The sequence below is a fragment of the Azospirillum agricola genome (assembly GCF_020005195.1).
In the GTDB taxonomy this organism is placed as follows: domain Bacteria; phylum Pseudomonadota; class Alphaproteobacteria; order Azospirillales; family Azospirillaceae; genus Azospirillum; species Azospirillum agricola.
This window is the reverse complement of record NZ_JAIFZR010000004.1, coordinates 673,463-697,515: the sequence shown is the minus strand read 5'-3', so window position 1 is coordinate 697,515 and position 24,053 is coordinate 673,463. Positions and strand designations below refer to the sequence as shown.

The 24,053-nt window shown below is 68.7% G+C and carries 20 protein-coding genes and 1 pseudogene; 6 read left to right on the top strand and 15 right to left on the bottom strand.

Going from position 1 to position 24,053, the window contains the following annotated elements; all coding sequences use genetic code 11:
- Positions 1-166: 166 nt before the first annotated feature.
- Entirely contained in the window at positions 167-1,927 is a 1,761-nt protein-coding gene (locus JN22_RS11985; RefSeq protein ID WP_085554135.1) for a methyl-accepting chemotaxis protein, read from the top strand.
- A 53-nt stretch (positions 1,928-1,980) separates the two neighbouring features.
- Here JN22_RS11985 and JN22_RS11980 read toward each other — a convergent pair whose 3' ends face one another.
- From JN22_RS11980 to JN22_RS11970, 3 genes are all read right to left on the bottom strand, one after another.
- Positions 1,981-3,714, bottom strand: a complete 1,734-nt coding sequence (locus JN22_RS11980) for a SulP family inorganic anion transporter (RefSeq protein WP_085554134.1) — start codon at positions 3,712-3,714, stop codon at positions 1,981-1,983.
- Between the two features lie 31 nt (positions 3,715-3,745).
- Complete coding sequence (locus tag JN22_RS11975; protein WP_085554133.1) at positions 3,746-4,057, bottom strand: helix-turn-helix domain-containing protein; 312 nt, start codon at positions 4,055-4,057, stop codon at positions 3,746-3,748.
- A gap of 66 nt (positions 4,058-4,123) precedes the next feature.
- Positions 4,124-5,047 (bottom strand): LysR family transcriptional regulator, encoded by a 924-nt coding sequence (locus JN22_RS11970; protein ID WP_085554656.1) that lies wholly within the window; start codon positions 5,045-5,047, stop codon positions 4,124-4,126.
- A 124-nt stretch (positions 5,048-5,171) separates the two neighbouring features.
- Here JN22_RS11970 and JN22_RS11965 point away from each other — a divergent pair, with 124 nt between their 5' ends.
- The 3 genes from JN22_RS11965 to mgtA all read left to right on the top strand — a co-directional run bounded on the left by JN22_RS11965 (position 5,172) and on the right by mgtA (position 10,395).
- Positions 5,172-6,362 (top strand): serine hydrolase domain-containing protein, encoded by a 1,191-nt coding sequence (locus JN22_RS11965; RefSeq protein ID WP_085554132.1) that lies wholly within the window; start codon positions 5,172-5,174, stop codon positions 6,360-6,362.
- Complete coding sequence (locus tag JN22_RS11960) at positions 6,362-7,561, top strand: MFS transporter (protein WP_085554131.1); 1,200 nt, start codon at positions 6,362-6,364, stop codon at positions 7,559-7,561. The genes JN22_RS11965 and JN22_RS11960 overlap by 1 nt, the downstream gene beginning before the upstream one ends.
- Before the next feature lie 218 nt (positions 7,562-7,779).
- A complete protein-coding gene (mgtA, locus tag JN22_RS11955) occupies positions 7,780-10,395 on the top strand; it encodes a magnesium-translocating P-type ATPase (protein ID WP_085554130.1) in 2,616 nt (871 codons plus the stop codon).
- 69 nt (positions 10,396-10,464) lie between these two features.
- Here mgtA and JN22_RS11950 read toward each other — a convergent pair whose 3' ends face one another.
- Entirely contained in the window at positions 10,465-11,274 is an 810-nt protein-coding gene (locus JN22_RS11950) for a transglutaminase-like domain-containing protein (RefSeq protein WP_085554129.1), read from the bottom strand.
- 1,505 nt (positions 11,275-12,779) lie between these two features.
- Here JN22_RS11950 and JN22_RS11945 point away from each other — a divergent pair.
- Positions 12,780-13,010: a hypothetical protein gene (locus tag JN22_RS11945; protein WP_143268269.1), complete on the top strand. Its 231-nt coding sequence runs from the start codon at positions 12,780-12,782 to the stop codon at positions 13,008-13,010.
- A gap of 26 nt (positions 13,011-13,036) precedes the next feature.
- Complete coding sequence (locus JN22_RS11940; protein ID WP_085554127.1) at positions 13,037-13,372, top strand: hypothetical protein; 336 nt, start codon at positions 13,037-13,039, stop codon at positions 13,370-13,372.
- A gap of 50 nt (positions 13,373-13,422) precedes the next feature.
- Here the strand turns inward: JN22_RS11940 and JN22_RS11935 are convergent, their stop codons facing one another.
- The 11 genes and pseudogenes from JN22_RS11935 to JN22_RS11885 form a co-directional block, all read right to left on the bottom strand.
- Entirely contained in the window at positions 13,423-13,797 is a 375-nt protein-coding gene (locus JN22_RS11935; protein ID WP_085554126.1) for a response regulator, read from the bottom strand.
- Between the two features lie 11 nt (positions 13,798-13,808).
- Positions 13,809-15,197, bottom strand: a complete 1,389-nt coding sequence (locus tag JN22_RS11930; RefSeq protein ID WP_179166135.1) for an RAD55 family ATPase — start codon at positions 15,195-15,197, stop codon at positions 13,809-13,811.
- Positions 15,198-15,390: 193 nt separating this feature from the next.
- Positions 15,391-15,613: pseudogene (locus JN22_RS11925) on the bottom strand (transposase); the annotation flags it as partial.
- A gap of 384 nt (positions 15,614-15,997) precedes the next feature.
- Complete coding sequence (locus JN22_RS11920) at positions 15,998-17,230, bottom strand: acyl-CoA dehydrogenase family protein (protein WP_085554124.1); 1,233 nt, start codon at positions 17,228-17,230, stop codon at positions 15,998-16,000.
- Positions 17,231-17,263: 33 nt separating this feature from the next.
- Positions 17,264-18,256: an ABC transporter substrate-binding protein gene (locus JN22_RS11915; RefSeq protein ID WP_085554123.1), complete on the bottom strand. Its 993-nt coding sequence runs from the start codon at positions 18,254-18,256 to the stop codon at positions 17,264-17,266.
- 33 nt (positions 18,257-18,289) lie between these two features.
- Entirely contained in the window at positions 18,290-19,075 is a 786-nt protein-coding gene (locus tag JN22_RS11910) for a class II aldolase/adducin family protein (RefSeq protein ID WP_085554122.1), read from the bottom strand.
- 27 nt (positions 19,076-19,102) lie between these two features.
- Complete coding sequence (locus JN22_RS11905) at positions 19,103-20,062, bottom strand: D-isomer specific 2-hydroxyacid dehydrogenase family protein (RefSeq protein ID WP_143268267.1); 960 nt, start codon at positions 20,060-20,062, stop codon at positions 19,103-19,105.
- 7 nt (positions 20,063-20,069) lie between these two features.
- The gene (locus JN22_RS11900) at positions 20,070-21,194 is read right to left on the bottom strand and encodes an LLM class flavin-dependent oxidoreductase (protein ID WP_085554120.1); all 1,125 of its coding nucleotides are present in this window, start codon (positions 21,192-21,194) and stop codon (positions 20,070-20,072) included.
- A 44-nt stretch (positions 21,195-21,238) separates the two neighbouring features.
- Complete coding sequence (locus JN22_RS11895) at positions 21,239-22,276, bottom strand: ABC transporter substrate-binding protein (RefSeq protein ID WP_085554119.1); 1,038 nt, start codon at positions 22,274-22,276, stop codon at positions 21,239-21,241.
- 28 nt (positions 22,277-22,304) lie between these two features.
- Positions 22,305-23,156 (bottom strand): ABC transporter ATP-binding protein, encoded by an 852-nt coding sequence (locus tag JN22_RS11890; RefSeq protein WP_085554118.1) that lies wholly within the window; start codon positions 23,154-23,156, stop codon positions 22,305-22,307.
- Between the two features lie 6 nt (positions 23,157-23,162).
- Positions 23,163-23,975 carry an ABC transporter permease subunit gene (locus JN22_RS11885; RefSeq protein ID WP_085554117.1) on the bottom strand — a complete coding sequence of 271 codons (813 nt, stop codon included), beginning with the start codon at positions 23,973-23,975 and terminating at the stop codon, positions 23,163-23,165.
- Positions 23,976-24,053: the final 78 nt, after the last annotated feature.

Sequence of the window (24,053 nt, the reverse complement as noted above, 5' to 3'; positions counted from 1 at the left end):
TGGACATTCGGTGGGGTTCCGCCGCAAATCCGTCCGGGAAACGGGGCCATCCCACAATCAGGGCAAGCCGGCAAAATATCCCGTCACCCGTTACGGAATATCAATGTATGTATGACACACATGTTCCGGCAGTCGGTCCTGTCCGAATTGGAACCGTGGGGAGTACATGATCGGTAAGCTCAGCATCAAGGGTAAGATCGGCCTGATCCTGGCGGTCAGTCTGGTCGGCCTCACGGCGATGGTCGGCATCGCGCTCAGCAACATGCGCGACCAGATGTTCGCGGACCGCGAGGCCAAGGTGAAGAACCTGGTCGAGGTCGCCTACGCCCTGGTCTCGCATTACGAAGCCGAGGCGAAGGCCGGCCGCCTGCCCGACGAACAGGCGCGGACGGCGGCCTTGGCGGCGCTGTCGCAGCTCCGCTACAACGCCACCGACTATTTCTTCGCGCTCGACGCCAAGGGCATCACCGTGGCGCACGCCAACCCGCAGCAGGTCGGCAAGGACCTGACGGGCGCCAGGGATCCCAACGGCGTCCTCTTCGTCCGCGCCATGGTGGACACCGCCCGCGCCGCGCCGGAGGGCGGCTTCGTCCGCTATTCCTTCGCCAAGCCGGGAGGCGATCCCAACACGCCGCAGCCCAAGCTGGCCTATGTGCGCGCCTTCGCGCCATGGGGCTGGACGCTGTCCACCGGCATCTACATCGACGACGTGAACACCGCCTTCGCCACCGAGGCGTGGCGCCAGGGTCTCGTCAGCGCCGTGGTGATGCTGGCCGGTGTCCTGGCGACGCTGCTGATCGGGCGGGCGGTGGTGAAGCCGATCCCCAACATGCAGGCGGCGATCGCCGCGGCCAGCGCCGGCGACCTGAGCGGCACCGCCGCGGTCGACGGCGACGACGAGATCGCCGCCATGGCCCGCGACTTCAACGGGCTGATCGGCACGCTGCGCGACAGCATTTCACGGGTTGGCGAGGCCAGCGCCTCGGTCTCCTCCGCCTCGGTGGAGCTGAACGCTTCGGCCGGCGACATGAGCCGCAACGCCGAGCGCATGAACGAGAAGGCCGACAGCATCACCCAGGCGGTGACCCAGGTGGTGCGCGCGGTCGGCGAACTGTCGACGGTGGCCGAGGAGCTGGCCGCCAACGCCGAGACCGTCGCCGCGGCCGCCGAGGAGATGGGCGCGTCGATCAGCGAGGTCGCCCGCCACGCCGCCGGCAGCGCGCAGGTGGCGCACCGCGCCTCGGCCGCCGCCGCGCAGGCCGGCAGCGTGTTGCAGGCCGCCGATGGCGCCATCAAGGAGGCGGTCGGCAACATGCGCGGGCTGGCGCAGGCCAGCACCGAGATCGGCCAGGTCATCAAGGTGATCTCCGACATCGCGCAGCAGACCAACCTGCTGGCCTTGAACGCCACCATCGAGGCGGCCCGCGCCGGGGAGGCGGGAAAGGGCTTCGCCGTGGTCGCCAACGAGGTGAAGAACCTCGCCACCCAGTCGGCCAGGGCCACCGAGGAGATCGAGCAGAAGATCACCTCGACCCAGGAGCAGACGGAGAAGAGCGTCGTCTCCATCGACGAGGTGGCGCGCATGATGGAGCGGGTGAGCGGGACGCTCGCCTCGATCAACGACGTCATCGGCGAGATCGACGAGATCGCCGCGTCGATCGCCCACGAGGTCCAGCAGCAGAGCGCCGCCACCGCCGAGATCGGCCGCAACGTCTCGCAGGTCGCCACCGCCGCCAAGGAGGTCGCCCGCGACACGGTGGAGACGTCGGGCCAGGCGCGGGTGGTGAAGGACGCCGTGGAGTTTCTCGCCCGCATCGCCGGCGACACCGCCAGCGGCGCCACCCAGACCTCGGCCGCCGCCAATGAACTGGGCCGCCTCGCGACCGGGCTTGACGAGATGGTTTCCCGTTTCAAGCTGCGGGCGTAGGGCGCCGGGCTCGCCACGTCCGGGCCGGGCCGGGCCGTCACCGGGCCGGGCCGTCACCGGGCGTGAAGGGACGCGATCTCCGGGGGCTGGGCCAGATCGCGGCGGGCGATGGCGACAGCCGCGTCCAGGGTCTGGGCGAAGGCGACGCCGGGAGCGTTGCCCAGACCCATCGCGTCGAGAACACGCCGGGGCTCCTTCGGCATGCCGGCAAGGATCACCGCCGTCTCCGTGCGGCGGCAATGCTCGACCAGATCGGACAACGCGCCGACGCCGGTCGCGTCGATCAAGGGAACGGCCCGCAGATCCAGGATGAAGATCTTCGGCGGGGGCCCGATCTGGTCGAGCACCTCGCTCAACCGGGTGGCCACCCCGAAAAAGAAGGGGCCGGTGATCCGGAACAGCACGACGCCGTCAGGCAGGTCGGTCCGCGGATCGTAGACATCGCCGGCGGGCCGATCGAAATCATCGGCATCCTCGTCGATCAGCCTGACCTGGCTCTGGATTTCGACGGCCTGGGCCATGCGGTGCATGAAGGCCAGGGCGGCGACCACCACCCCCACCTCGATGGCCACGGTCAGGTCGACCAGCACGGTCAGCCCGAAGGTCAGCAGCAGCGCCGCCCGGTCCGCCAGCGGCGCCGACATCAGATGCCGGAAGCGCTCGACCTCGCTCATGTTCCAGGCGACCACGACCAGCACCGCGGCCAGGCTGGCCAGCGGCACGAAGGACGCCAGCGGCGCCAGGGCGAGCATGAAGGCGAGCAGGAAAACCGCGTGCAGCATGCCGGCGAGCGGCGAACGCGCACCGGAACGGATGTTGGTCGCGGTGCGCGCGATGGCGCCGGTGGCGGGCAGCCCGCCGAACAGTCCGGAGGCGATGTTGGCGATGCCCTGGGCGACCAGCTCGCAGTTCGAACGGTGGCGGCGTCCGGTCAGGCCGTCGGCGACGACGGCCGACAGCAGCGATTCCACGCCCGCCAGGAAGGCGATGGTGAAGGCGCTGGGGACGAGCTCGGGAATGCGCGACCAGGGCACGCTGGGCCAGGCCGGCACCGGCAATGAGCTGGGAATGCCGCCGAAGCGCGAGCCGATGGTGTCGACGGGCAGGCCGAGCGTCCAGACGGCCAAGGCGCCGCCGCCCACGGCGACGAGGAAGCCGGGCAACCGCGGGGCGAAGCGCCGCAGCCCGAGGATGACGGCCAGCGACCCGGCGGCGACCGCCAGGGTGAGCGGGTCCAGGCTGTCGCGATGCTCCCAGAACGCCAGCCATTTCGCGAGGAACTCGGCGGGGACCGTCCCGATGTCCAGGCCGAACAGATCCTTCACCTGGCTTGAGAAGATGATGACGGCGATGCCGGCGGTGAAGCCGGTCACGACCGGCTGCGGGATGTATTTGATCCAGGTGCCGAGCCGAAGGAGCCCCGCGGCGACCAGCATGGCCCCCGCCATCAGGGTGGCGACCACTAGCCCGTCGAAGCCGTGCTGGGCGATGACGTTGAAGACGACGACGACGAAGGCGCCGGTCGGACCGCCGATCTGAAAGCGGCTGCCGCCCAGGGCGGAGATCAGGAAGCCGGCGATGATGGCGGTGTAGAGCCCCTTGTCGGGCGTGGTGCCCGAGGCGATCGCCAAGGCCATGGCGAGCGGAAGGGCGACGATGGCGACGGTCAGCCCGGCGACGACGTCGTTCCGCAGGGCCGCCGGACCATAGCCCTGGCGGAGCACGGTGATGAGCTTCGGCACGAACAGGTGCCAATGCGGTGTGGGTTTGGAGGCCGCTCCCGTCATGCGCTATCTCCAGAGAGGATGGAGCCTGGGGTCAACGCTTCGCCGTGATGGGTTCCACGGGGGTCGCGTCCGTGATCTTGGCGGCCGGTTTCCGGTCCACCGCCCTGAAACGGACGCCGCGCCCGCTGCCCTGGCTCGGCGTGTTCTCCCCGATCAGTTCGATTCCCGCCGCTTCGAGCGCGCTGACCACCTTGACCAGGGTATCGACGATGCCGCGCACGTTGCCCCCGCTCGCCTCCATGCGCTGGATGGTCGGCAGCGACACGCCGGCGGCCTCGGCCAGGGTTTTCTGGTCGATGCCGAGGAGCGCCCGCGCGGCTCTCAACTGCGGTCCCGTTATCATGGTCCGTTCTTCATGTCCCGAGCTGCCGTATCGCCACTCTAGACGGTAGGAGTGATGCATGGAACATCACAATTGCGGTTTCGTGATGTCGGTCCTGCCCCCCTTCGCCGGGAACACCCTGGCGCAGAGGAAGTCCACCAGCGCCCGGACCTTCGGCGAGGGATGCTTGCTCGCCGGCCACAGCACGTGGAAGAGGCCGGTGCGCTCGACGTGATCGGTCAGGATCGGCACCAGCCGTCCATCGGCCAGCGGCTCGCGGATGGCGAAGTCCGGCAGGAAGGCGATTCCCAGCCCTTGCAGCGCGAAGCAGACGCGCGTCTCGATGTTGTTGCAGATCATCGAGGTGGGCAGTTGCGGTTCAGGCTCGCCGGGCGTCTGCCGCAGCGCCCAGACCTCCAGCTTGCCGCTGTTGGGAAAGCGGTAGTGCAGGCAGGTCTGCTGAAGCAGATCGGCGGGGGTTCGCGGCATGCCCCGCCGCGCCAGATAGTCCGGCGAGGCGACCAGATGCATCTGGAAGCTGCCAAGCCGACGCGCCGACAGCCGTGAATCGGCCGGCTCGCCCGTGCGCACCACGGCGTCGAAGCCTTCCTCGATGACGTCGACCATGCGGTCGGTGAAATCCAGGTCCAATTCTATCGCCGGATAGGCGCGCATGAACTCGCCGAGCACCGGCAGCACCAGCGAGCTGACCAGCGGCAGGCTCACCCGCAGGCGGCCGCGCGGCGCGGCCGTGAGCTGCGACAGCTCCAGCTCCGCGGCTTCGATCTCGGCCAGGATGCGACGGCTTCGCTCCAGGAACAGCGTGCCCTCGGCCGTCAAGGTGACGCTGCGCGTGCTGCGATGGAACAGCCGCACGCCCAGCTTCTCCTCCAGCCGCGCCACGCTCTTGCCCACCGCCGAGGCCGACACGCCCAGCAGCCGGCCAGCGGCGACGAAGCTGCGGGTTTCGGCGACCTGCACGAACACCATGAAGCCGTTCAGGCTGTCCATGATCGGATTCTCCGGAGCGATTGCGGACGTCTTGTTCCGCATAACAAGGAAATACAGCCTACTTTTTCTTTAATCGAGAGATTTCTATCGTCGGGGCGTCGCCAATCGCATTGAGGCACCCGCCATGACGAACCCGCCCTTTCCTTCGCATCACGCTGTTCCGTCCACCCGTCTGTCGGCCCGCGTCCGGGCCGTCGTCCAGCAGGCGATCGACGACCGGCGACTGGTCGGTGCCGTTGTCCTGGTCGCCCGCGACGGCGAACCGATCCACCAGCAGGCCGCCGGTCTGGCCGACCGCGAAAGCGCGCGGCCGCTGACCGTCGGGACGGTGTTCCGGCTGGCCTCGGCGAGCAAGCCCATCGTCGCCACCGCCGCGCTGGTTCTGGTGGCGCAGGGACGGCTCGACCTGGACGCCGGCATCGACACCTGGTTGCCCGACTTCCGCCCCTCGCTGGCCGACGGCCGCCCGGCGCGCATCACGGTGCGGCAGCTGCTCAGCCACACGGCGGGGCTCGGCTACCGCTTCCTCGAAGCCGACGCGGATGGCCCCTACGCCCAGGCGGGCGTGTCGGATGGCATGGATGCGTCCGGCATCACCCTTGAGGAAAATCTGCGCCGGCTCGCCAGCAAGCCGCTGCTGTACGAGCCGGGCACGGCCTGGGGCTATTCCCTGGCAACCGATGTGCTGGGCGCGCTGATTGCGCGCGTCGACGGCGCGCCGCTGGACGAGGCCGTGAAGCGGCTGGTGACCGGCCCGCTTGGCATGGCCGAAACCGGCTTCGCCGTCCGCGATCCCCGGCGCGTGGCAACCGCCTATGTGAACGATGCGCCGCAACCGCACCGGCTGGCCGAGGGCGAAACGGTTTCGCCCTTCGAGGGCGCCGTCGGCATCGCCTACAGCCCGGCCCGCGTCTTCGACGGGTCGGCGTTCCCGTCGGGGGGCGCCGGCATGGCGGGCACCGCCGGGGATTTCCTGCGCCTGCTGGAAACCCTGCGCCAGGGCGGCGGCGCGCTGCTGCCCGGCGAACTGATCGGGGAGATGGGGCGGGACCAGACAGCCGGGATGGAGCTGCCCAATGCTCCGGGCTTCGGCTTCGGCTTGGGCTTCTCGGTGCTGCGCGACCCCCGGCTCGCCGCTTCGCCGGAGTCGCCGGGCACCTGGCGGTGGGGCGGCGCCTACGGCCATTCCTGGTTCGTGGATCGGGCGCGGGGCCTGAGCGTCGTCGCCTTCACCAACACGCTGTACGAAGGCATGTCCGGGCGCTTCGTCACGGATCTGCGCGATGCGGTTTACGGCGCGCTGGAGGCTCGGTGATGACGGTCGCCGGCAATGACCGCCTGCCGCTGGCGTCCCTTCTGGCGCTGGCGATGGCGGCCTTCATCACCATCCTGACCGAAGCGCTGCCGGCCGGACTGCTGCCGCGGATGGCGCAGGGGCTGGCGGTGTCCGAGGCCTGGGTCGGCCAGACGGTCACGATCTATGCCATCGGTTCCCTGGTGGCGGCGATTCCGCTGACCGCGGCCACGCAGGGCGTGCGCCGCCGCCCGTTGCTGTTGACGGCCATCGCGGGCTTCGCCGTCGCCAACACCGTCACGACGCTGTCCGGCAGCTACGCGTTGACGATGGTGGCGCGCTTTCTGGCGGGCGTGTCGGCCGGGTTGCTGTGGGCGCTGCTGGCCGGCTATGCCGCGCGCATGGTGCCCGAGCGGCAGAAGGGCCGCGCCATCGCCATCGCGATGGTCGGCACCCCGCTGGCGCTGTCGCTGGGTGTGCCGGCCGGCACCTTCCTCGGCGGACTGCTGGGGTGGCGGATGTGCTTCGGCCTCATGAGCGCCCTGGCGCTGCTGCTCATCCTTTGGGTGCGCGTGACGGTGCCGGATTTCGCCGGGCAGGCGGCGGGGGAGCGGCTTTCGCTGGGGCGTGTCTTCACCCTGGACGGTGTGCGTCCGGTGCTGTTCGCGGTGCTGGCCTTCGTGCTGGCGCACAACATCCTCTACACCTACATCGCACCGTTCCTGGCGGCGGCGGGCATGGCCGAGCGGACGGATCTGGTGCTGCTGGTGTTCGGCGTCGCCTCGCTGCTGGGCATCTGGATCATCGGCGTGCTGATCGACCGCCATCTGCGCGCGCTGACGCTCGCCAGCACGGCCGTGTTCGGTTTGGCCGCGCTGGCGCTCGGGATGGCGGGTGGGGCGCCGGCCGTGGTGTTCGGGGCGGTGGCCGCCTGGGGCCTGGCCTTCGGCGGCGCGGCGACGCTGTTCCAGACGGCGCTGGCGAAAGCGGCGGGAGACGCGGCGGACGTCGCGCAGTCCATGCTGGTCACCGCCTGGAACACGGCGATCGCCGGCGGCGGCATCGTTGGCGGCCTGTTGCTCGGACGGCTGGGCGTCGGTGCGTTCGCGCCGGCCTTGCTGGTGTTGCTGGCGGCGACGCTGGTGGTGGTGTGGGTGGCCGGTTCCCGGGACGGCCCGCGTCAGCCCCGGCCGGGAAGCATCAAGCAGCGGTATCGCTGATGTTTCCTCACGGTTGCCCACGGTTGCCTGGAAGGGGGTGGTCATTTCGACGCACTGGCGGCGTGCATGGAAACATGGTCCTTGCGTTCCGCGTGCTGCGAACGGCCCCGTCCCGTCGGCGGCGAAGGCCCGACGGCGGCCTAGCCCATTCGCCGCATTCCCCTGTCCCGGCCGTTCCTCTAATGTGGGGATCGCCGCCTGGCCCGGAGGGCAAGCCGTTGGTCGAGGACAGCGTCACCGACGAAAGCTGGAGCCGGCAGCCGATCGCGGCCGTCCTGGAGACGCTGGGCGCGACCCCCGCCGGGCTGAGCCGAACCGAGGTGGAGGCCCGCCGTCGCCGGCACGGCTTGAACCAGCCGCGGGCGCGCCGGCGCCGCCCATTGATGTTGCGGTTCCTGACCCGCTTCCTGAGCCCGCTGGTGCTGATCCTTCTGTTCGCCAGCGGCCTGTCGGCGGCCACCGGCAACCTCACCAGCTTCGTGATCGTCCTCGTCATGGTCGTGCTCAGCGTCACCTTGGACTTTGTTCAGGAAATGCGGGCCGAGAACGCGGTGGAGGCGTTGCGCCGCACGGTCGCCGTGCGTGTCCAGGTGCGCCGGGACGGCGTGGAGGTGTCGGAGCCGGCGGATCAACTGGTCCCCGGCGACGTGGTGCGCCTGGCCGCCGGCGATCTGGTTCCAGCCGACGGCCGCCTCCTTGAAGCGCGCGACCTGTTCGTCAACCAGGCCATGCTGACCGGGGAGCCCTACCCGGTGGAAAAGCGCGCCGCCGCCCCGGCCGGCGATGCCCCGGCTGGCGATGCCGGCGATGCCCTGGCCGGCGATGCCGGCGATGCCGGCGAGGCGCCGGCCGCCGTCTTCATGGGGACCTCGGTCATCAGCGGCAGCGCCGTCGCCGTGGTCTGCCGGACCGGCGACGCGACGGCCTTCGGCCAGTTGAGCGGCACGCTCCAGGCGCCTCCGCCGCCCACCGCTTTCGAGCTGGGCATCCGCCAGTTCGGCTTCCTCATTCTGCGCCTGACGATCTTCCTGGTGCTGTTCGTGCTGGCGGTGAACGTGCTGTTCCACCGGCCCTGGCTGGAGTCCTTGATGTTCGCCCTGGCGTTGGCGGTCGGGCTGACGCCGGAGCTGCTGCCGATGATCGTCACCGTCACGCTGGCGCGCGGGGCGATGCGGCTGGCGAAGCGCCGGGTCATCGTCAAGCGGCTGGCCGCCATGCACAATGTCGGCGCCATGGACGTGCTGTGCACCGACAAGACCGGCACGCTGACCGAGGCGACGATCCGGATGGTCCGGCACCTGGATTTCCGCGGCGCGGAGAATGAGCGGGTCTTCCGTCTCGCCTACCTGAACAGCCATTTCGAGAGCGGCGTCAAAAGCCCGCTGGACGAGGCGATCCTCGCGTTCCGCGACCTGGACTTGTCCAAGTGGCGCAAGATCGACGAGGTGCCGTTCGACTTCGAGCGGCGGCGCGTCTCCGTGCTGGTCGGCGATGGCGCGGAGCGGCTGCTGGTGGTCAAGGGGGCGCCGGAGGACGTGCTGCGGCAGTCCACCCATTACGAGGGGGAGGGGGGCGTCGAGCGGCCGCTCGACCCGGCGGCGCGGGCGGAGTTGGACGCCCTGTTCCAGAGGCTGGGGGAGGACGGGTTCCGGGTGCTGGCGATCGCCTCCAAGGCGATGGGGCCGGAGCACACCTCCGCCGCGCTGGGAGACGAGAGCGAACTGGCCTTCGCCGGCTACGCGGTCTTCCTCGATCCGCCCAAGGCGAGCGCGATGACGGCGCTCCATGAACTGACCGGAGCCGGGGTGGCCGTGCGCATCCTGACCGGCGACAACGAGCGGGTGACCCGGCATGTCTGCGCCGAACTGGGCCTGACCGTCACCGGCCTGATCACCGGGGACGATCTGCGGGCGATGAGCGAGGAGGCGTTGCGCGCCCGACTTCCCAAGGTCAACGTGTTCTGCCGGGTGACCCCGGCGCAGAAGGAGCGCGTGCTTCTGGCCTTCAAGCGCTCCGGCCGGGTGGTTGGTTTCCTCGGCGACGGCATCAACGACGCCTCGGCCCTCCATGCCGCCGACGTCGGCATTTCGGTGGACAGCGCCGCCGACGTCGCGAAGGAGGCCGCCGGCCTCATCCTGCTCGAACAGGATCTGTCGGTGGTGCATGAGGCGGTGATGGAGGGGCGCCGGACGGTGCAGAACGTCACCAAATACATCCTGATGGGAAGCAGTTCGAATTTCGGCAACATGTTCAGCATGGCGGGGGCCTCGCTGTTCCTGCCCTTCCTGCCGATGCTGCCGACCCAGGTGCTGCTCAACAACCTGCTGTACGATGCGTCGGAGGCCGGCGTCCCGCTCGACACCGTGGAGGCGGAGGCGCTGGCCCTGCCGGCGCAGTGGGACCTGCGGCTGATCCAGCGCTTCATGCTGGTGCTGGGCCCGGTCAGCTCGCTGTTCGATTTCCTGACCTTCTACGCCCTGCTTCACCTGTTCGACGCCGGTGAGGGGCTGTTCCAGACCGGCTGGTTCGTGGAGAGCCTCGCCACCCAGGTCCTGGTCATCTTCGTGATCCGCACCCGCCGCAGCCCTTGGCGCAGCCGGCCCAACGCGGCGCTGGCCGGGTTGACGCTGGGGGTGGCCGCCATCGGCGCGCTGTTGCCGCTGACCCCGTTGGCGTCCTTCTTCGGCTTCGTGGCTCCGCCGGCGTCCTTTTATCTGTTCCTGGCGGCCGCCGTCGTCACCTATCTGGTCCTCGTGGAGATCGTCAAGCGGCTGTTCTTCCGCTATGTCGCGCCACGGCCCGGCGTGCCGCGCCGGGCCGCGTCGCGGCGCTGATCCCGCGGTCCGTTCCTTCCGGGATGGGCGTCGGGGGCCGCCGTCCACGGGGCCTGATCGGGCGGCCGATCAGGGGGCCACCTCGTCCGTCCAGACCTGGAAACCCGTCAGCGTGTTGGGGCCGAAGGTGTGGGTGAGCGGCACGTCGGCCGCGTCGCGCCCTTGCGCGATCAGGATGCGTCCGATCCGGGGGGCGTTGTTCCGCGGGTCGAAGACATGCCAGCGGCCGCCGAGATAGACCTCCATCCAGGCGGCGAAATCCATCGGGGCGTAGGGCGGCGGCAGGCCGATGTCGCTGATGTAGCCGGTGCAGTAGCGCGCGGGAATGTTCATGGCGCGGCAGAAGGCGATGGCGAGATGGGCGTAGTCGCGGCAGACCCCGCGCTTCTCGGCGTAGGTCTGGGCGGCGGTGCGGGTCGGGCGCGAATGCTCGTAGCCGAAACTCACATGCGTGTGGACGAAGTCGCAGATCGCCTGCACCCGCGCCCAGCCCGGCGGGGTGCCCGCGAACAGCCGCCACGCCTCGTCCGACAGCACGTCGGTTTCGCAATAGCGGCTGCCCAGCAGGAACAGCAGCGTGTCGGCCGGCAACGCGTCGACGCGGTGCTGCTCGGCGCCGGGCTCGGCCGTGTCGGGGGTTCCGCTGTCCCGGATGATGCTGTCGGCGCCGATGGTGACGGAGCCGGCGGGCGCCACCAGCCGGCTGCACCAGTTGCCGAAGCTGTCGCGGTAGCCCTGGATCGCCGCCGGCACGCTGGTGACGATGTGGTCGGGCCGCTCCAGGTCGCCGACGCGCGAATAATGCACGTTCAGCATGACGATCATCGGCGTGGGGGCGGGAAAGTCGAAGTTCAGCTGGTAACCCAGGCGTATGCGCATGATGGCCCTTCAATGAAATCTCGGATGACGGTCCCGAACCGGCAACGGTCGAGAGCCGCGGCGTGGAGAATGGTGGAGGGCTCGCGCGGCACGATCGGACCTCCCGGCACCTCTTGCGGGATGTTGATCCGATACCAGCACATCTGGATGGATTTGGATAGCAATCAACGCCCTGGCCGCCCGGCGTGCCGTGACGCCGGTCAGCGCGGGCGGCCGGGAGAGACGGTCATTGATGGGACGCGGGCCGTCGCGCGATCATGCGCGGCGGCCGCGCCGCCGCTTGTCTGGTCCCGGGGGCCGTGGGAATGTCGCCGTTTCCCGGAAAGCCCGACGCCAACGGAAAATGACGACGAGCGAAAGCACGGTTCGGTTCGCCAGCCGAAAGCATGCGGTGCCGAGGTCTCGGGGCGTGGCTCCTCCCCGTCCGGATCGGGGAGGGCGTCAGCCGCTGATCCGTGTGGGCCGGTCCGGCATGGCTTCGGGCGCGTCCGGCAGGGCGTCCGTGGGGAGACGGAGCCTTGCCGAAAACCGCCCGAAGCGGAAAATTTTCCTATAATATACCGGCCCCTCTTCCCATCCTCCGGAGCCGTCATGCCCCCGACACAGCCCCTCGACACAGCCCCGACCTCGCCCCCCATCCCCCATTGTGGGCGGCGGACCGCCTCGGCCTGTTCGCCGGCCTGGACGCCGCCCCCCAACCGCAAGCCCCAGCCTCGCCTCGGCACCCGAGCGCCGCGCCAAGGGCGTCGGCCATCCGCTCGGCGGCGGGCCTGCCGGATGAGCCGATGGAACGTGGAACGCCCCCGGAAAACCGTTCCATCCTGTTTCAAACGTTCCATTCCATCCCGCGCCGCCATCATGGGTCGTCCGGTTGGCCGGATGCGGCTTCCGCTTCGGATCGGGGGGTCTCCCATGGACGCCAGGACGAGGCTTGCATTCTTCATCTTCAAAACCCGCGCCGGCTGGACGATTCGGGTGGACGGATTCCTAGACCCGCCCTGCATCAGCCAAGAGTCGAACGCCGCGTCCGGTCGCGCAGGGGCAACGCTTCTTTGCGTCGCGCCGTTCGAGGTTTCTTCTGCTGCAAGGGCCGCTGGTCCCCCTCACGGTCGGCTGGCCGCGCTCACGAACAGTGGAGGGCGCCATCGTGACCAGAACGTGTGTCCTTCTGCTCAGGAATTTTGAAAAAACAGCGCTCCTGCCTCGTTTGGGGATAATTTAGGTGGCTAGAGGGTTTATTTGGACGATGTGCATCTTTTTGTTTGATTTTATCGCGCAATGCCCAATTTAAGAAGAGGTATGCTTCATGAAGGATTGGGGGCGCAGGTTTCGGAAAAGGACGGAAAGCCGCGTTCGGCATCCAGCCCGGCCACTTCGGCGCGTGCCATATTTCCGACCGGCGCGCTGGCGGCGGCTGGAACCATGTGCCCCCCGAATTCCCATCCGACCGGCGATCCGCCCCGCATCGGGCGCCCGGTTCCACTCACCAACAGCATGAAGGCCCAATGACGATGAACCTGATTGAGAAGCTCCCCGCAATGACCGACGACGATCTCGGCAGTCTCATGTCCAACGCCGAACGTCTGGTGCGGATCGGCACGCCGAAGCAGCAGCACGCCGCTCAGGCGATGCTGCCCGACATTCGGGCCGAGTTCGTCCGGCGTCTCGCTCTGAAGCCGGTCAAGCGCGCTCCACGCGGCGGCCGGAAGGCGGCGGTTCCTCTGTCAGGCGCCTGATGCACCCGCAAGGATGGAGGCCATCCATGGACAGCCCGAAATACCATGTCGGCCAGATCGTCTATTTCGCCCCTCCGGCCGTGAAGCACGGTGCGCCGGATGGACCTCACCGCATCGAACGCCTTCTGCCGCCAGACGGTGGCAGACGCCAGTATGGGCTCCGGACGGCCGCCGCCGGGCGCGAGCGCGTTGCCCACGAGGACGAGTTGAGCGGGCGGACAGTGGTCGAGGCACTGGCGCAACGCCTTTACGAGGCGGGAAATCCGACGAATGTCCCATGGGCGCGGCGCGGCCGGACCGTTCGGGACTCCTGGATCAGGGAAGCTTTCATCCACCTCTCCAAGGACACCGTCGACCGCTGATCGCCCTGGAGGCGATCGAAGCCGCCTGCAATCCGACAGTCGGCTTGGGGTCACGCGCCGCCGGCTTCGTTGGCGTCACCGGCAAGGATCTGCCGTACCGCCGCGGCCAGCGAGACCGGTCGGAAAGGCTTCTGAAGAAAGGCCGTGGAGAGTGAGCGCGCCGAGGGCGATAGAGGCAAGGCGCTCATGAGGATGACCGGAACGGCCTCCATCCCGGGGCGGTTCCGCGCCGTTGTCACCCATTCCTCTCCCCCCATGCGCGGCATCATCATGTCGCTGACGATCATGGTGATATCGGGGACGAGAAGAGCCAGCGCCTCGGCGCCGTCCGACGCCTCGATCACCTGATGGCCGTCCTCGACCAGCAGCTCGGTCAACAGCATCCGGATGACCGCTTCGTCCTCAGCCAGCAGAATCTTGGCCACGCGCGTTTCCCTCAGCCAGCCAAGACGATGCCGGTCGGTCCGATGGTGTAGGTGGTCAGTCGGGTATCGAAATCGCGGTCCGGAACCTTGACGATGGACAACATCTTGTGAATGTTCTCGTTGCGCTCGACCAGCCGCATGGTCAACAGATTGTCGATCAAGGGTGACAGCTCCGCCACACCCAGGGGTGCCGGCGCCGGGTAGTACCCATCCCCCGTCATCGCCGAGGTGTAGAGGGTGGTGACCCCCAACGCCCGCAGCTCGTTGCCCAGCGCCGTCAGGAATCGGCCCATCCGCCCGCTCTCCACCAAGTTCTGCTGGAACCCGGCGATCCCGTCCACCACCAGCCGCCGCGCCCCGCTGCGTTCCAACTCGTCCAGCAGCCAGGCGGCGACCTCGTCCACCAGGATTTCCGTCGGCGAGCACCAGTGCAGGTGCAGCACACCGGAGGCTTCCAGCGCGGCGACGTCCACGCCGATTCCCCGGGCCTTGTGGCGAAGCCGGTCAGGACTTTCATAAAAGCCGAGGAACAGGCACGGGGCCTCGGACGTGGCGGCGCCGGCGAACTGCAGGGCGGCGACGGTCTTGCCGGTCCCCGAGGGCCCGGTGAGCAGGCTGGCGGAGCCGATGGCCAGCCCGCCCTTCAGCATGCGGTCCAGTTTGGTGATGCCGGTGCTGACGAAGGTTGGGGCGGAGGAGGGCTCCGGTTTGCGTCCGGCCAGCCCTTCCAGACGTGGGTAGACCTCGACGCCGTGTTCGGAGATGCGGTAGTGGTGACGGCCGCGCACGGCGTTGCCGCCGCGGAACTTGTGCACCTCCAGCTCTCGGACGACGCGGCCCTCGGCCCGGACATCGGTCATTTCGAGCCAGCCATCGACCATGGTGTATTCCGGACTGCCCGGTTCACGCTTGGCGTTGGTGAGCAGCAGCAGCGTCAACCCCGTGACATGGGCGTGGGCTTGCAGCTCGTGCACCAAACGGCGGAAGGCGTGGCTGGAGCCGGCGGCCTCCTCGGCGGCGAACAGGCCGTCGAGCACCACCAGCTCCGCCTTGTGCCGCTCGGCCTCCGTGCGCACCAGACGCGACAGGCCGGACAGGCCGTTCTTCTCCAACTCGGGGTAACCGCTGACGTAGGTGAGGCGCCCTGCCACGATCTCCGGATCGAAGAAGGTCATCTGGCCCAGATGGGCCATCATGCGGTCATGTCCCTCGGACAGCAGCGTGATGTAGACGACGCGGCCGTCCTCGCGGATGCGGTGGCTGGCGATCTGGTTGGCCAGGACCGTTTTACCGGCGCCGGGGAAGCCTTGAAGGATATAGGCGCCACCGCGCAGCAGCCCGCCATCGAGGATCAGATCGAGGCTGGCAATGCCGGTGGGCAGGCGATCGAGCTTGCGCATGGTTCCCTGAAGCGGTTCAAGCGGTGCGTGGCGCCGGGGAAACATACAGGAAAAGGCAATGGCTTGGCTCACCGCAATTGCGGCCCGACGTGCCATTCCGAAAGACCGGAGGCTGCCGCGCGGAACTCGTCGGACATTGGCCGGTTTTCCGGGCATGGCAAAGACCCAGGACGATGCGGACGCGACAGCGTCGCTTGATCCGCTCCTGCTCGTCGGTCGGCGGGCCAGGCCGCTTGCCCTGGTCACGCTCGGCCTGCCGGATCCAGCCGCGCAGTGTCTCCGGATTGCAGCCGATCTGCGCCGCGATCGAGCCCATCGCCCCCCTGCGAGGCGTGATCCCCTTCGTGCCCGAACACCATCCGCACCGCGCGCTCGCGGACTTCAGGGGCGTATTTGGGGGATGCCTGCTTCGTCATGATGACCCCAATCCTCTCAGGAAATGGGGTCTCCGGGAATCCCGGCGCGGTTCATTCCGTCGTGGGGTGCGGCGGCTCGAAGCGGAAGTCGGGCAGGCTCTTCAGGCCGTCGCGCGACCGAGCCGCCGTCTCCTTCCCAACTCGGCAGGCCCGCCGGCCGCCATGGGGGGCCGTCACAGTGGCCTGTTGACGACATTGACGAAGCAGAGGCCGATCAGCCCCGTCGCGATGCATTGCTCGCTGCTCATCGACCGTCTTACTGAAGAGGCGAACAGTCGATGGGCTTGGTGCGGCCAGGGAGCGGCGCACCGGCGGCAGTGGGTATTTCCGCTCGGTGGCGCAGATTATCTGAGAAATCCGAGAATATTCCAAATGCAAATATTGTTATAATCCGAGACTTCGGCCTGTAAGGGCAGCGCGGCCGGCGCCGGTCAGGATCATGTCGTTCTGCGGTGCATGGACGCGGGCGCACAGCACATCGCGGTGATGGCGTTCCAGCGGGTTGTCGCGCGACAGACCGGGATTGCCGGTGATCTCCAGCGCCCGCGCCACCGCGTCGATGGCGTTGTTGGTGACGGTGTATTTCACCAGCAGACTGTCACTGGACGTCGGCGGGGTACCGCTGTCCACCGCCACCGACAGGGAGCGCAACAGCACGCGGTTGGTGAGCAGCAGCGCCTCAATCCCGCCCAACGCCTCTTGAAGACGGGGAACCGTCGCCAGCGAAACTCCGGCCAAGCCGGTTGGCTTGCGCCCGTGCAGGAAGCCGACCAGCCAGTTGCGGGCGGAGCGGGCGACGCCGTCATAGACGCCGCTGAACAGGGTGGCCATCCAGGCGGTGGCTACCGCGTCGGGAGCCGCCCAGCCGGCTGGCGGGTGAAGCGCGCCGGCATGGTCGTCGGGAACGAAGACATCGGTGAATACCACCTCGTGGCTGCCGCTGGCCCGCATTCCGATGTGGTTCCAGGTCTCGCGCACCTCGATGCCCTGTTCGGCAAGGCCAGTACCGCGCGGAACCACCCAAGTGCCGACCCGCGGTTCGGCCTCGTCGGTGCGGGCCCAGACGCCGAGCCAGGACAGCGCCGGAATGCCGGTGGAATAGATCTTGGTGCCGGAGATAAGCCAGCCGCCCGGCACCTTGCGCGCTACGGTGGCCGGCAGGCCGCCACGGTGGGGCGTTCCCAGTTCCGGTTCCACCCGCAGGATGTTGATCAGACCGCCATCGGTCGCCGCAGAACGGGCGATGGGCTCGCGCAGCGCCTCCGCCCAGGCGGGGCCGCGCCAGAGCTGGCTGTGGATGACATAATGCAGCACCAGAACCAGCGCGGTGGACGGCTCGCCGCGCGCGATCCCGTTCACCACCGCCAGCGCGTCGCGCAGCCCGCCGCCCTTGCCCCCGAACGCGGTGGGGGACACCAGCGCCAGCAGCCCGGATTCCCGCAGCCGATCGAAATTCTCGAAGGGGAAGCTGGCGGCGGCGTCATGCTCGGCGGCGCGCAGGGCGAACTCAGCGGCCAGATCGGCGATGAGCGACGGATTGGCCAGAGGGGGGGTGCCGGCCTCGTCAAGGGCGGCGCCAAACGGGGCAGCCGGGAAGGGCAGATCATCGAAGGGCATGGCGGGCGGCTCCGCGGTGAGGGAAGAAGGAGATCAGGCGAGATCGACCGTGATCCGCCCGGCGAAGCGCTGGCTGTCGGTGGAGCGCTTGATGACCGACACGCTCTTCAGTTCGTCGGTGTAGAGTGCCAGCTGCTGGCGCAGTTCGTCGCCGATGGGGGTAACGTTGTGGGCGTGGCTGCGCAGCATCGCCTCCAGTTCCTCCACCGGGAATTTCGGGGCGTAGGGGGCGTAGGCCGCGGCGGCGGCGCGCGGATCGGCATAGGCGGCGTGCTGCGCCTCGATCAGCGCGGTGGTCAGCGCTTTGGCCGCCGGGCGGTTGTCGCGCAGCAGGCTGCCGCGCACGCCGACAAGGCAGCAGGTGCGGGTGGCGAATTCGCCGCAGACATTGTTGGTGATCTCCACCATCTGCGGATTCCTGGTCTGGCTCCAAACCAGCGGGTCGCCGTCGGCGATGGCGTGGATTTCGCCCTTCTCCACCGCCAGCCCCAGCAGGTCGGCGGGGAACTGGCGCCATTCGACATCCTTGTTGGGATCGAGGCCGAATTTGGTCAGCACGACCGAGAAGAAGTTCTTCGACGGGCTCGCCATGTCGCTGACGCCGATGATCTTGCCCGGCAGATCGAGCACGGTCTTCACCCCTGCCGCCTTGGCCCCGAACAGCCGCATGCAGCCGCCATGAAGGCCGGCGGAGATCTTCACGTCGAAGCCCTGTTCCAGCGGCTTCAGCCAGCGCAGCGCCATGCCGACGCCGGCATCGGCCTTGCCGGTGGCGATGGCCTCAAGCAGCTGGTCGGTGGAGCCGGTGAAGTTGACCAGTTCCACCTCCAACCCGTGCTTCTTGAACAGGTCGAGCTGGAAGGCCAGCGGCACGGCGGAGAAACAGACCGCCCCGGCATTCCAGGACAGGCGCAGCGGTTCCGCCGCCACCGCCCGGCGGCGCAGGACGAAGGGGGCGGCGAGGGTGGCGGCACCGGCGGCGATCAGGCCGCGGCGGGACAGGGAAAGGGCCGGTTTCGCAATCATCGGTCAGGGGCTTTCGCGAAGGATGGGGCGGGGTCAGTCGAGCAGATCGGGTTCGGCCGCGACGATCCACTCCCAAAGCGGGTGAAAATTGTAGGCGCCGCCCTGGTGGGTGCCGACCTGGGAACGGGTGAGCAGGGCCGTCTCATGATCGATGGGCTGGGGCCGGCCGGCGGCCTCCGCCAGCAATTGAGTGTGGGCGGCGTTATCGGCACTGAGGAACCACCAGGCCGCGGCCTCCACGCTCGGGCCAACGGTCAGCAGCCCGTGGTTCTTGAGGATCGCCAGCTTTTTGTCGCCCAGCGCCTCCACCAGCCGCTTGCCCTCGCCTTCGGTCAGGACGACGCCGGAATAGGGATCGAAGATCACCTGATCCTCGTAGAAGGCGGCGGCATCCTGGCTCAGCGGGGCGAGCGGCAGGCCAAGCGCCGACCACGCCTTGCCATAGGTCGAATGGGTATGGGCGGCGGCTATCACGTCGGGCCGCGCCCGGTGGATGGCGGAATGGATGGTGAAGCCGGCCTGATTGATGGCGCGGTCGCCCTGAAGGATGTCGCCGTCGCCATCGACCAGATGCAGGTCCGACACCCGGATGGTGCGGAAATGCTGGCCCAACGGGTTGATCCAGAAGCGGTCGGGATGTTCCGGATCGCGGGCGGTGACATGGCCGGCCAGCCCCTGGTCGAAACCATAGCGGCCGAACAGGCGGAAGGTGGCCGCCAGCCGCTGCTTGCGGTGCTGCCGCTCCTCCTCGACGCTGCTGTGGCTGACCGGATCGACCGGCGGCCAGAATTTGCGCGGTCTCGGCTGGATGTGGGTCATCGGAAAAAGGCTCCGTCGGGAAAGGGGTCAATAGCCGGCGCTGGCATTCACCACGTCGCGCAGCGGTCCGCCGCGCGTGTAGGCGTCGAGATTGGCGAGGATGCGGTCGCCGAGCCGCCGGTCGAAATCGGGGTCGGACCATGAGACATGCGGTGTCAGGCGGATGTCGGGGTGGCTGTAGAAGGGATGGCCGGCGGGCAGCGGCTCGGGATCGGTGACGTCCAGCGTGGCGCCGGCGATCCGCCCGCTATCGATGGCGGTGAGCAGCGCCTGCTGATCGATCAGCGCGCCACGCGCGACATTGACCAGATGCAGCCCCGGCTTGGCCTGGGCCAACAGCCCGGCGCCGACCAGCCCGCGGGTGACGGCGGTCAACGGCAGGGCCAGAACCAGATGGTCGCTGGCCGCCGCCAAATCCTCCAGCCGGCCGAACGGCTCGACGCCCGGCTCCGGCACCACCCACCCCGAACGGCGCACCGCCCCGACGGTCAGACCGAAAGCGCTCGCCCGCTCGGCGACGGCCCGGCCGATGGCGCCGAAACCGGCCAGCCCCAACCGCTTGCCGGACAGGCCGCCCAGCGTCTCGTGCCGCCAATCCTCCGGCCCGCGCAGGCGGATGGCGCCCCACCGCTTCTCGAAGGACAGGATGGCGGTCAGCACGTAATCGGCGATGGCGACCGCCGACACGCCTCGGGCGCAGGTGACGATGTGCCGTCCTTCCAGCAACCAGGGAGGATAGAAATCCATGCCGGTGGAGGCCGACTGGATCCAGCGCAGGCCTTCACCCCAGCCCGGGGGCAGCTTGGCGGGGGCCGCGTCCCACCCGATCAGCGGCCGGGTCAGCAGCACCTCGACTCCGGCCGGCAGATCCCAGGGGGCGCGTCCCACCCCATGCGCAAGCACCGTTGGCCGGCAGGGGTGCGCGGCGATGCGCGCCCCCACCACGGGGCCAAGCTGGTTGAGGATCACCGGGGAGCGGGTCGCCACCTTGCTCTCACTCCGCCGCGACGGCCTGGGCGCGCTGGCGCTCGGCCACCAGCTGGCGGACGCGCGGCAGCAGTTCCCGGCCATAGGCGATGGCGTCGGGCAACGGGTCGAAGCCGCGGATCAGGAAGGTGGTGACGCCGAGATCATGGTAATCCAGCAGGGCGTCCGCCACCTGATCCGGCGTCCCGACCAGCGAGGTGGAGTTGCCTTTCGCCCCGGTCAGGCCGGCGATGGCGGTCCACAGGCGCTTGTCGTGGCGGTGGCCTTTATCTGCAATGGCCAGAAGGCGGCGGGCACCCTCGTTGTTCGGCGGCTCGCCGCGGCTGAAGCCGGTCTTGTCGAGCAACGCCTTGGCCTTTTCATAGATGGCGTCGGCCTTGGCCCAGGCGGCCTCCTCGGTGTCGGCCAGAATCGGGCGCAGCGACAGGCTGAAGGCCGGCTGCGGACGGCCCGCCTTGGCGACGGCGGCGCGCACGCGGGCCAGCAGCTCGCGCACCTGATCGTGGGTCTCGCCCCACACCGCATAGGTGTCGGCGTGGCGCCCCGCCACCTCGACGGCGGCGGCCGACGCGCCGGCGATCCACACCGGGATGCCCGACGGGTTGTAGGGCTTCACATGGGAGAATGCCTTTTCGACGCGGTAATATTTGCCCTCGTAATCGAAGGGGATGTCGCTGGTCCATTCGGCGCGGACGATGTCGAGGAATTCCGACGTGCGGGCGTAGCGGTCGTCCTTGTCCTCCACGACATTTCCATCGCGGGCCAGCTCGCTGCGCTCGGCGCCGGTGATGACGTTGATGGCGACACGGCCGCGGCTCAGCTGATCGAGCGTGGCGAACTGGCGGGCCAGGATGGTCGGAGCCTGAAAGCCGGGGCGGTGGGCGATCAGCACGCCCAGCCGGTCGGTGACGTTGGTGATGTGCTGGCTGACCTGCAAGCTGTCGGGGGCGTCGGCGTGGAAGGCCTGAAGCACGGCGTCGAAGCCGCCCAGTTCATGCGCCTTGGCCGTCGTCTCGATATAGTCGCGGTCGACCACCGGCCCTTGGCGTGGGATGATCTCCGACGAATTGTGGTTGCCGACGAAACCGATGAAGCGGAGCGGGTGGGCGGCGGAGCTGTGGGCGGCGGTCATGGCGGCGGTTCCCTTTTTGCGTGACGAGGGCGTTGGGAGAGGATTCAGCTGAGCGGACGCGATAGGATGTCGGTGAAGCGGCGGTCGAAGGCCGGAGCGATATCGATGCGCTTCGGCAGCACGCCCAATTGGTGGAAGATGTCGGCGACATTCTGGGCGGAGGCGATGTCGGCGTCGGTGATCGGCGCCAGATCGCGCTGGCGCGAGTTCTTGCGCAGAATGTCCAGGTCGATTTCGGCCGGTACGCCGATGGCGGCGGAATGAACTTGCGCCCAGCGCTCCAGATTGGCGGCGCGCCAGGCAAAGGCGCGGCGCAGCCGCAGGAGATAATCGCCGATGGCGACGGATTTCCCCGGATCGGCTAGCGTGTCGGGCGAGGCGAGATACAGGTAATTGCCCGACAGATAGCCGTTGGAGGTGAGCAGAACCCTGGCGCCTTTTTTGATGGCGAAGGGCACCGAATAACCGTAGATCGCCCAGGCATCGAGGGCGCCCTGTTCGAAGGCGGCCTGTCCCTCCGACGGAGTCAGGCTGATCGCCTGGATGTCGGTGAAGCGCAGGCCCGCTTCGCCCAGCATTTTGGCGAGGTAATAGTGCGTGGTGGTGGCGCGGACATAGCCGACGCGCTTGCCCTTCAGGTCGGCGACCGATTGGATCGGGCTGCCCGCCGGCACCAGCACCACCTGCCAGTTCACATCGTCCTTGATGACGGCGACGATTGACAGGCGGACGCCGGCGGCGATGCCGAAGGCCGGCGGAATCTCGCTGCTCGACCCGACATCGATGGAGCCGGCATTGATCGCCTCGACGATCAGGTTGCCCGACGCGAATTCGGCGAACTGGGATTGGTAGCTGGACCGGGTGTTTCCGGATGCGTCCAGCACCAGCCCGTCCGCCGCCTTGTAGTCGGCGATGCGCAGAACGGTTGGGGAGGTCCGGCCGGATGCGGCCCGTGCAAGGGTGGGCAACGACAGGGTGGGCAGGCCACCGAGCGCCAGGGAACCGCAGGCCCCTGCGGCACCACGCAACAGGCGGCGGCGACCGATGGGGGGGGAGGGAAGGCGAAGGAGGTCGGTCGTCATGGCGGGCGGGATCCGTCGGCGGTGAGGGTCACAGGCTGGGTGCGGCGGCCGCACCGGCGGGCAGGGCGAAACCTCCCGGTGCCGGATTTGCGCTGGCCGCCCTGGTCTCGGCGGGTTGCGGTTCCCTTGCGGCCAGATGATCCTCATCGACGCCCAGTTCGGCCAGCAGGCGGGAGCGCAGCGCGATGAAGCCGGGATCGCCGTGGCGGCGCGGCCGAGTCAGCGGGATCGGGATGTCGGCGGCGATCCTGCCGTTTGCCATCATCACGGCGCGGTCGGCCAGCAGCAGCGCCTCGTCCACATCATGGGTGACCAGCAGGACGGCGGGGGCATGGGCGTGCCACAGCGTCTCGACCAGCCCTTGCATGCGCAACCGGGTCAGCGCGTCCAGCGCGGCAAAGGGCTCGTCGAGCAGAAGCAGGCGCGGTTCGCGGACCAAAGCGCGGGCCAGCGCCGCCCGCTGAGCCTCGCCACCCGACAGGGTCAGCGGCCAGGCGTGGGCGCGGTGGGACAGCCCGACCTCCGCCAACGCTGCGAGGCCGCGCGCCTCGGCGTCGGGGTGGCGCAGGCCGAGCGTGACGTTGCGCAGCACCCGCATCCAGGGCACCAGACGCGGCTCCTGGAACACCACCGCGCGCTCGTCCGGCAACTGCACGGCGCCTTCCGGTGCCGGGTCCAGCCGCGCCAGCGTGCGCAGCAGCGTGGACTTGCCACAGCCGGAGCGGCCGAGCAGGGCGGTGAAGGAGCCCGGCTGGAGGTCGAACGACAGGCCGTCCAGTACGTTGACGGTGCCGAAATTGCGGACGAGGTCGCGGACGCTGACGATAGGCTTGGTGTCGGACTGGGAAGGCGTGGAAATCCGGGGCAGGGCGTGGCTCATGGAGCATCACTCCTTGATGAAGGCCGGGCGCCAGACCAGCGCCGAGCGTTCGATGACGCGGACGATCAGGTCGGCGAGCAGGCCGAGGATGGCGTAGACGATCAGGGCGACGATGATCACGTCGGTGCGCAGGAATTCCCGCGCCGTCATCGCCAGATAGCCGATGCCGCTGGAGGCGTTGATCTGCTCCCCCACCACCAGGCTGAGCCACGCCACCCCGAGCGCATAGCGCAGCCCGGTCAGGAAGGCGGGCAGGGCACCGGGCAGGATGACCTGGGCGATCAGCTCCCACCGGGTCAAACCAAGGGTGGAGACGGCTTCCACAACCTTGGCATCGACGGTGCGGATGCCGGCGAACAGGTTGAGGTAGATCGGAAAGGCGGTGCCGAGCGCCACCAGGGTGATCTTCGGCGTCTCGCCGATGCCGAACCACAGGATGAACAGCGGCACCAGCGCCAGATGGGGCAGGGTGCGCAGCATTTGCAGCAGGGCGTCCAGCGCATCCTCTCCCCGCCGCGACAGGCCGGCGATCAGGGCGCAGACGGTGCCGGCCGACACGCCAATGGCAAGCCCGGCACTGACCCGACCGAGCGAGACCAGCAGATGCACCGTCAGCTCGCCACTGACCGTCAGCTCCCAGAAGGCGCTCAGGATTTGGCTGGGCGAGGGGACGGAGCGGGTGGAGATCCAGCCCAGTCCAACGCTGGCCTGCCACAGGACGAGAAGAGCCAGCGGCACGGCACAGCGGCGCAGGCCCGCCGTAAGGGGCAGGGAGCGGGACCGGCGCCCCGTTCCCCTGGTCGCGGTGACTGCCGTCATGGTTCCTCCCGAGGCCGTTCGATTGCGGTGGCTGCGGGAGAAAGAATATCTCTATTAATAAAATAGGAATAACAAAAA

Excerpts from the sequence above, each read along its gene's own strand:
- JN22_RS11985 (WP_085554135.1), top strand. The coding sequence starts at position 167 with ATGATCGGTAAGCTCAGCATCAAGGGTAAGATCGGCCTGATCCTGGCG.
- JN22_RS11980 (WP_085554134.1), bottom strand. The coding sequence starts at position 3,714 with ATGACGGGAGCGGCCTCCAAACCCACACCGCATTGGCACCTGTTCGTG.
- JN22_RS11975 (WP_085554133.1), bottom strand. The coding sequence starts at position 4,057 with ATGATAACGGGACCGCAGTTGAGAGCCGCGCGGGCGCTCCTCGGCATC.
- JN22_RS11970 (WP_085554656.1), bottom strand. The coding sequence starts at position 5,047 with ATGGACAGCCTGAACGGCTTCATGGTGTTCGTGCAGGTCGCCGAAACC.
- JN22_RS11965 (WP_085554132.1), top strand. The coding sequence starts at position 5,172 with ATGACGAACCCGCCCTTTCCTTCGCATCACGCTGTTCCGTCCACCCGT.
- JN22_RS11960 (WP_085554131.1), top strand. The coding sequence starts at position 6,362 with ATGACGGTCGCCGGCAATGACCGCCTGCCGCTGGCGTCCCTTCTGGCG.
- JN22_RS11950 (WP_085554129.1), bottom strand. The coding sequence starts at position 11,274 with ATGCGCATACGCCTGGGTTACCAGCTGAACTTCGACTTTCCCGCCCCC.
- JN22_RS11945 (WP_143268269.1), top strand. The coding sequence starts at position 12,780 with ATGACGATGAACCTGATTGAGAAGCTCCCCGCAATGACCGACGACGAT.
- JN22_RS11940 (WP_085554127.1), top strand. The coding sequence starts at position 13,037 with ATGGACAGCCCGAAATACCATGTCGGCCAGATCGTCTATTTCGCCCCT.
- JN22_RS11930 (WP_179166135.1), bottom strand. The coding sequence starts at position 15,197 with ATGCGCAAGCTCGATCGCCTGCCCACCGGCATTGCCAGCCTCGATCTG.
- JN22_RS11920 (WP_085554124.1), bottom strand. The coding sequence starts at position 17,230 with ATGCCCTTCGATGATCTGCCCTTCCCGGCTGCCCCGTTTGGCGCCGCC.
- JN22_RS11915 (WP_085554123.1), bottom strand. The coding sequence starts at position 18,256 with ATGATTGCGAAACCGGCCCTTTCCCTGTCCCGCCGCGGCCTGATCGCC.
- JN22_RS11910 (WP_085554122.1), bottom strand. The coding sequence starts at position 19,075 with ATGACCCACATCCAGCCGAGACCGCGCAAATTCTGGCCGCCGGTCGAT.
- JN22_RS11900 (WP_085554120.1), bottom strand. The coding sequence starts at position 21,194 with ATGACCGCCGCCCACAGCTCCGCCGCCCACCCGCTCCGCTTCATCGGT.
- JN22_RS11895 (WP_085554119.1), bottom strand. The coding sequence starts at position 22,276 with ATGACGACCGACCTCCTTCGCCTTCCCTCCCCCCCCATCGGTCGCCGC.
- JN22_RS11890 (WP_085554118.1), bottom strand. The coding sequence starts at position 23,156 with ATGAGCCACGCCCTGCCCCGGATTTCCACGCCTTCCCAGTCCGACACC.
- JN22_RS11885 (WP_085554117.1), bottom strand. The coding sequence starts at position 23,975 with ATGACGGCAGTCACCGCGACCAGGGGAACGGGGCGCCGGTCCCGCTCC.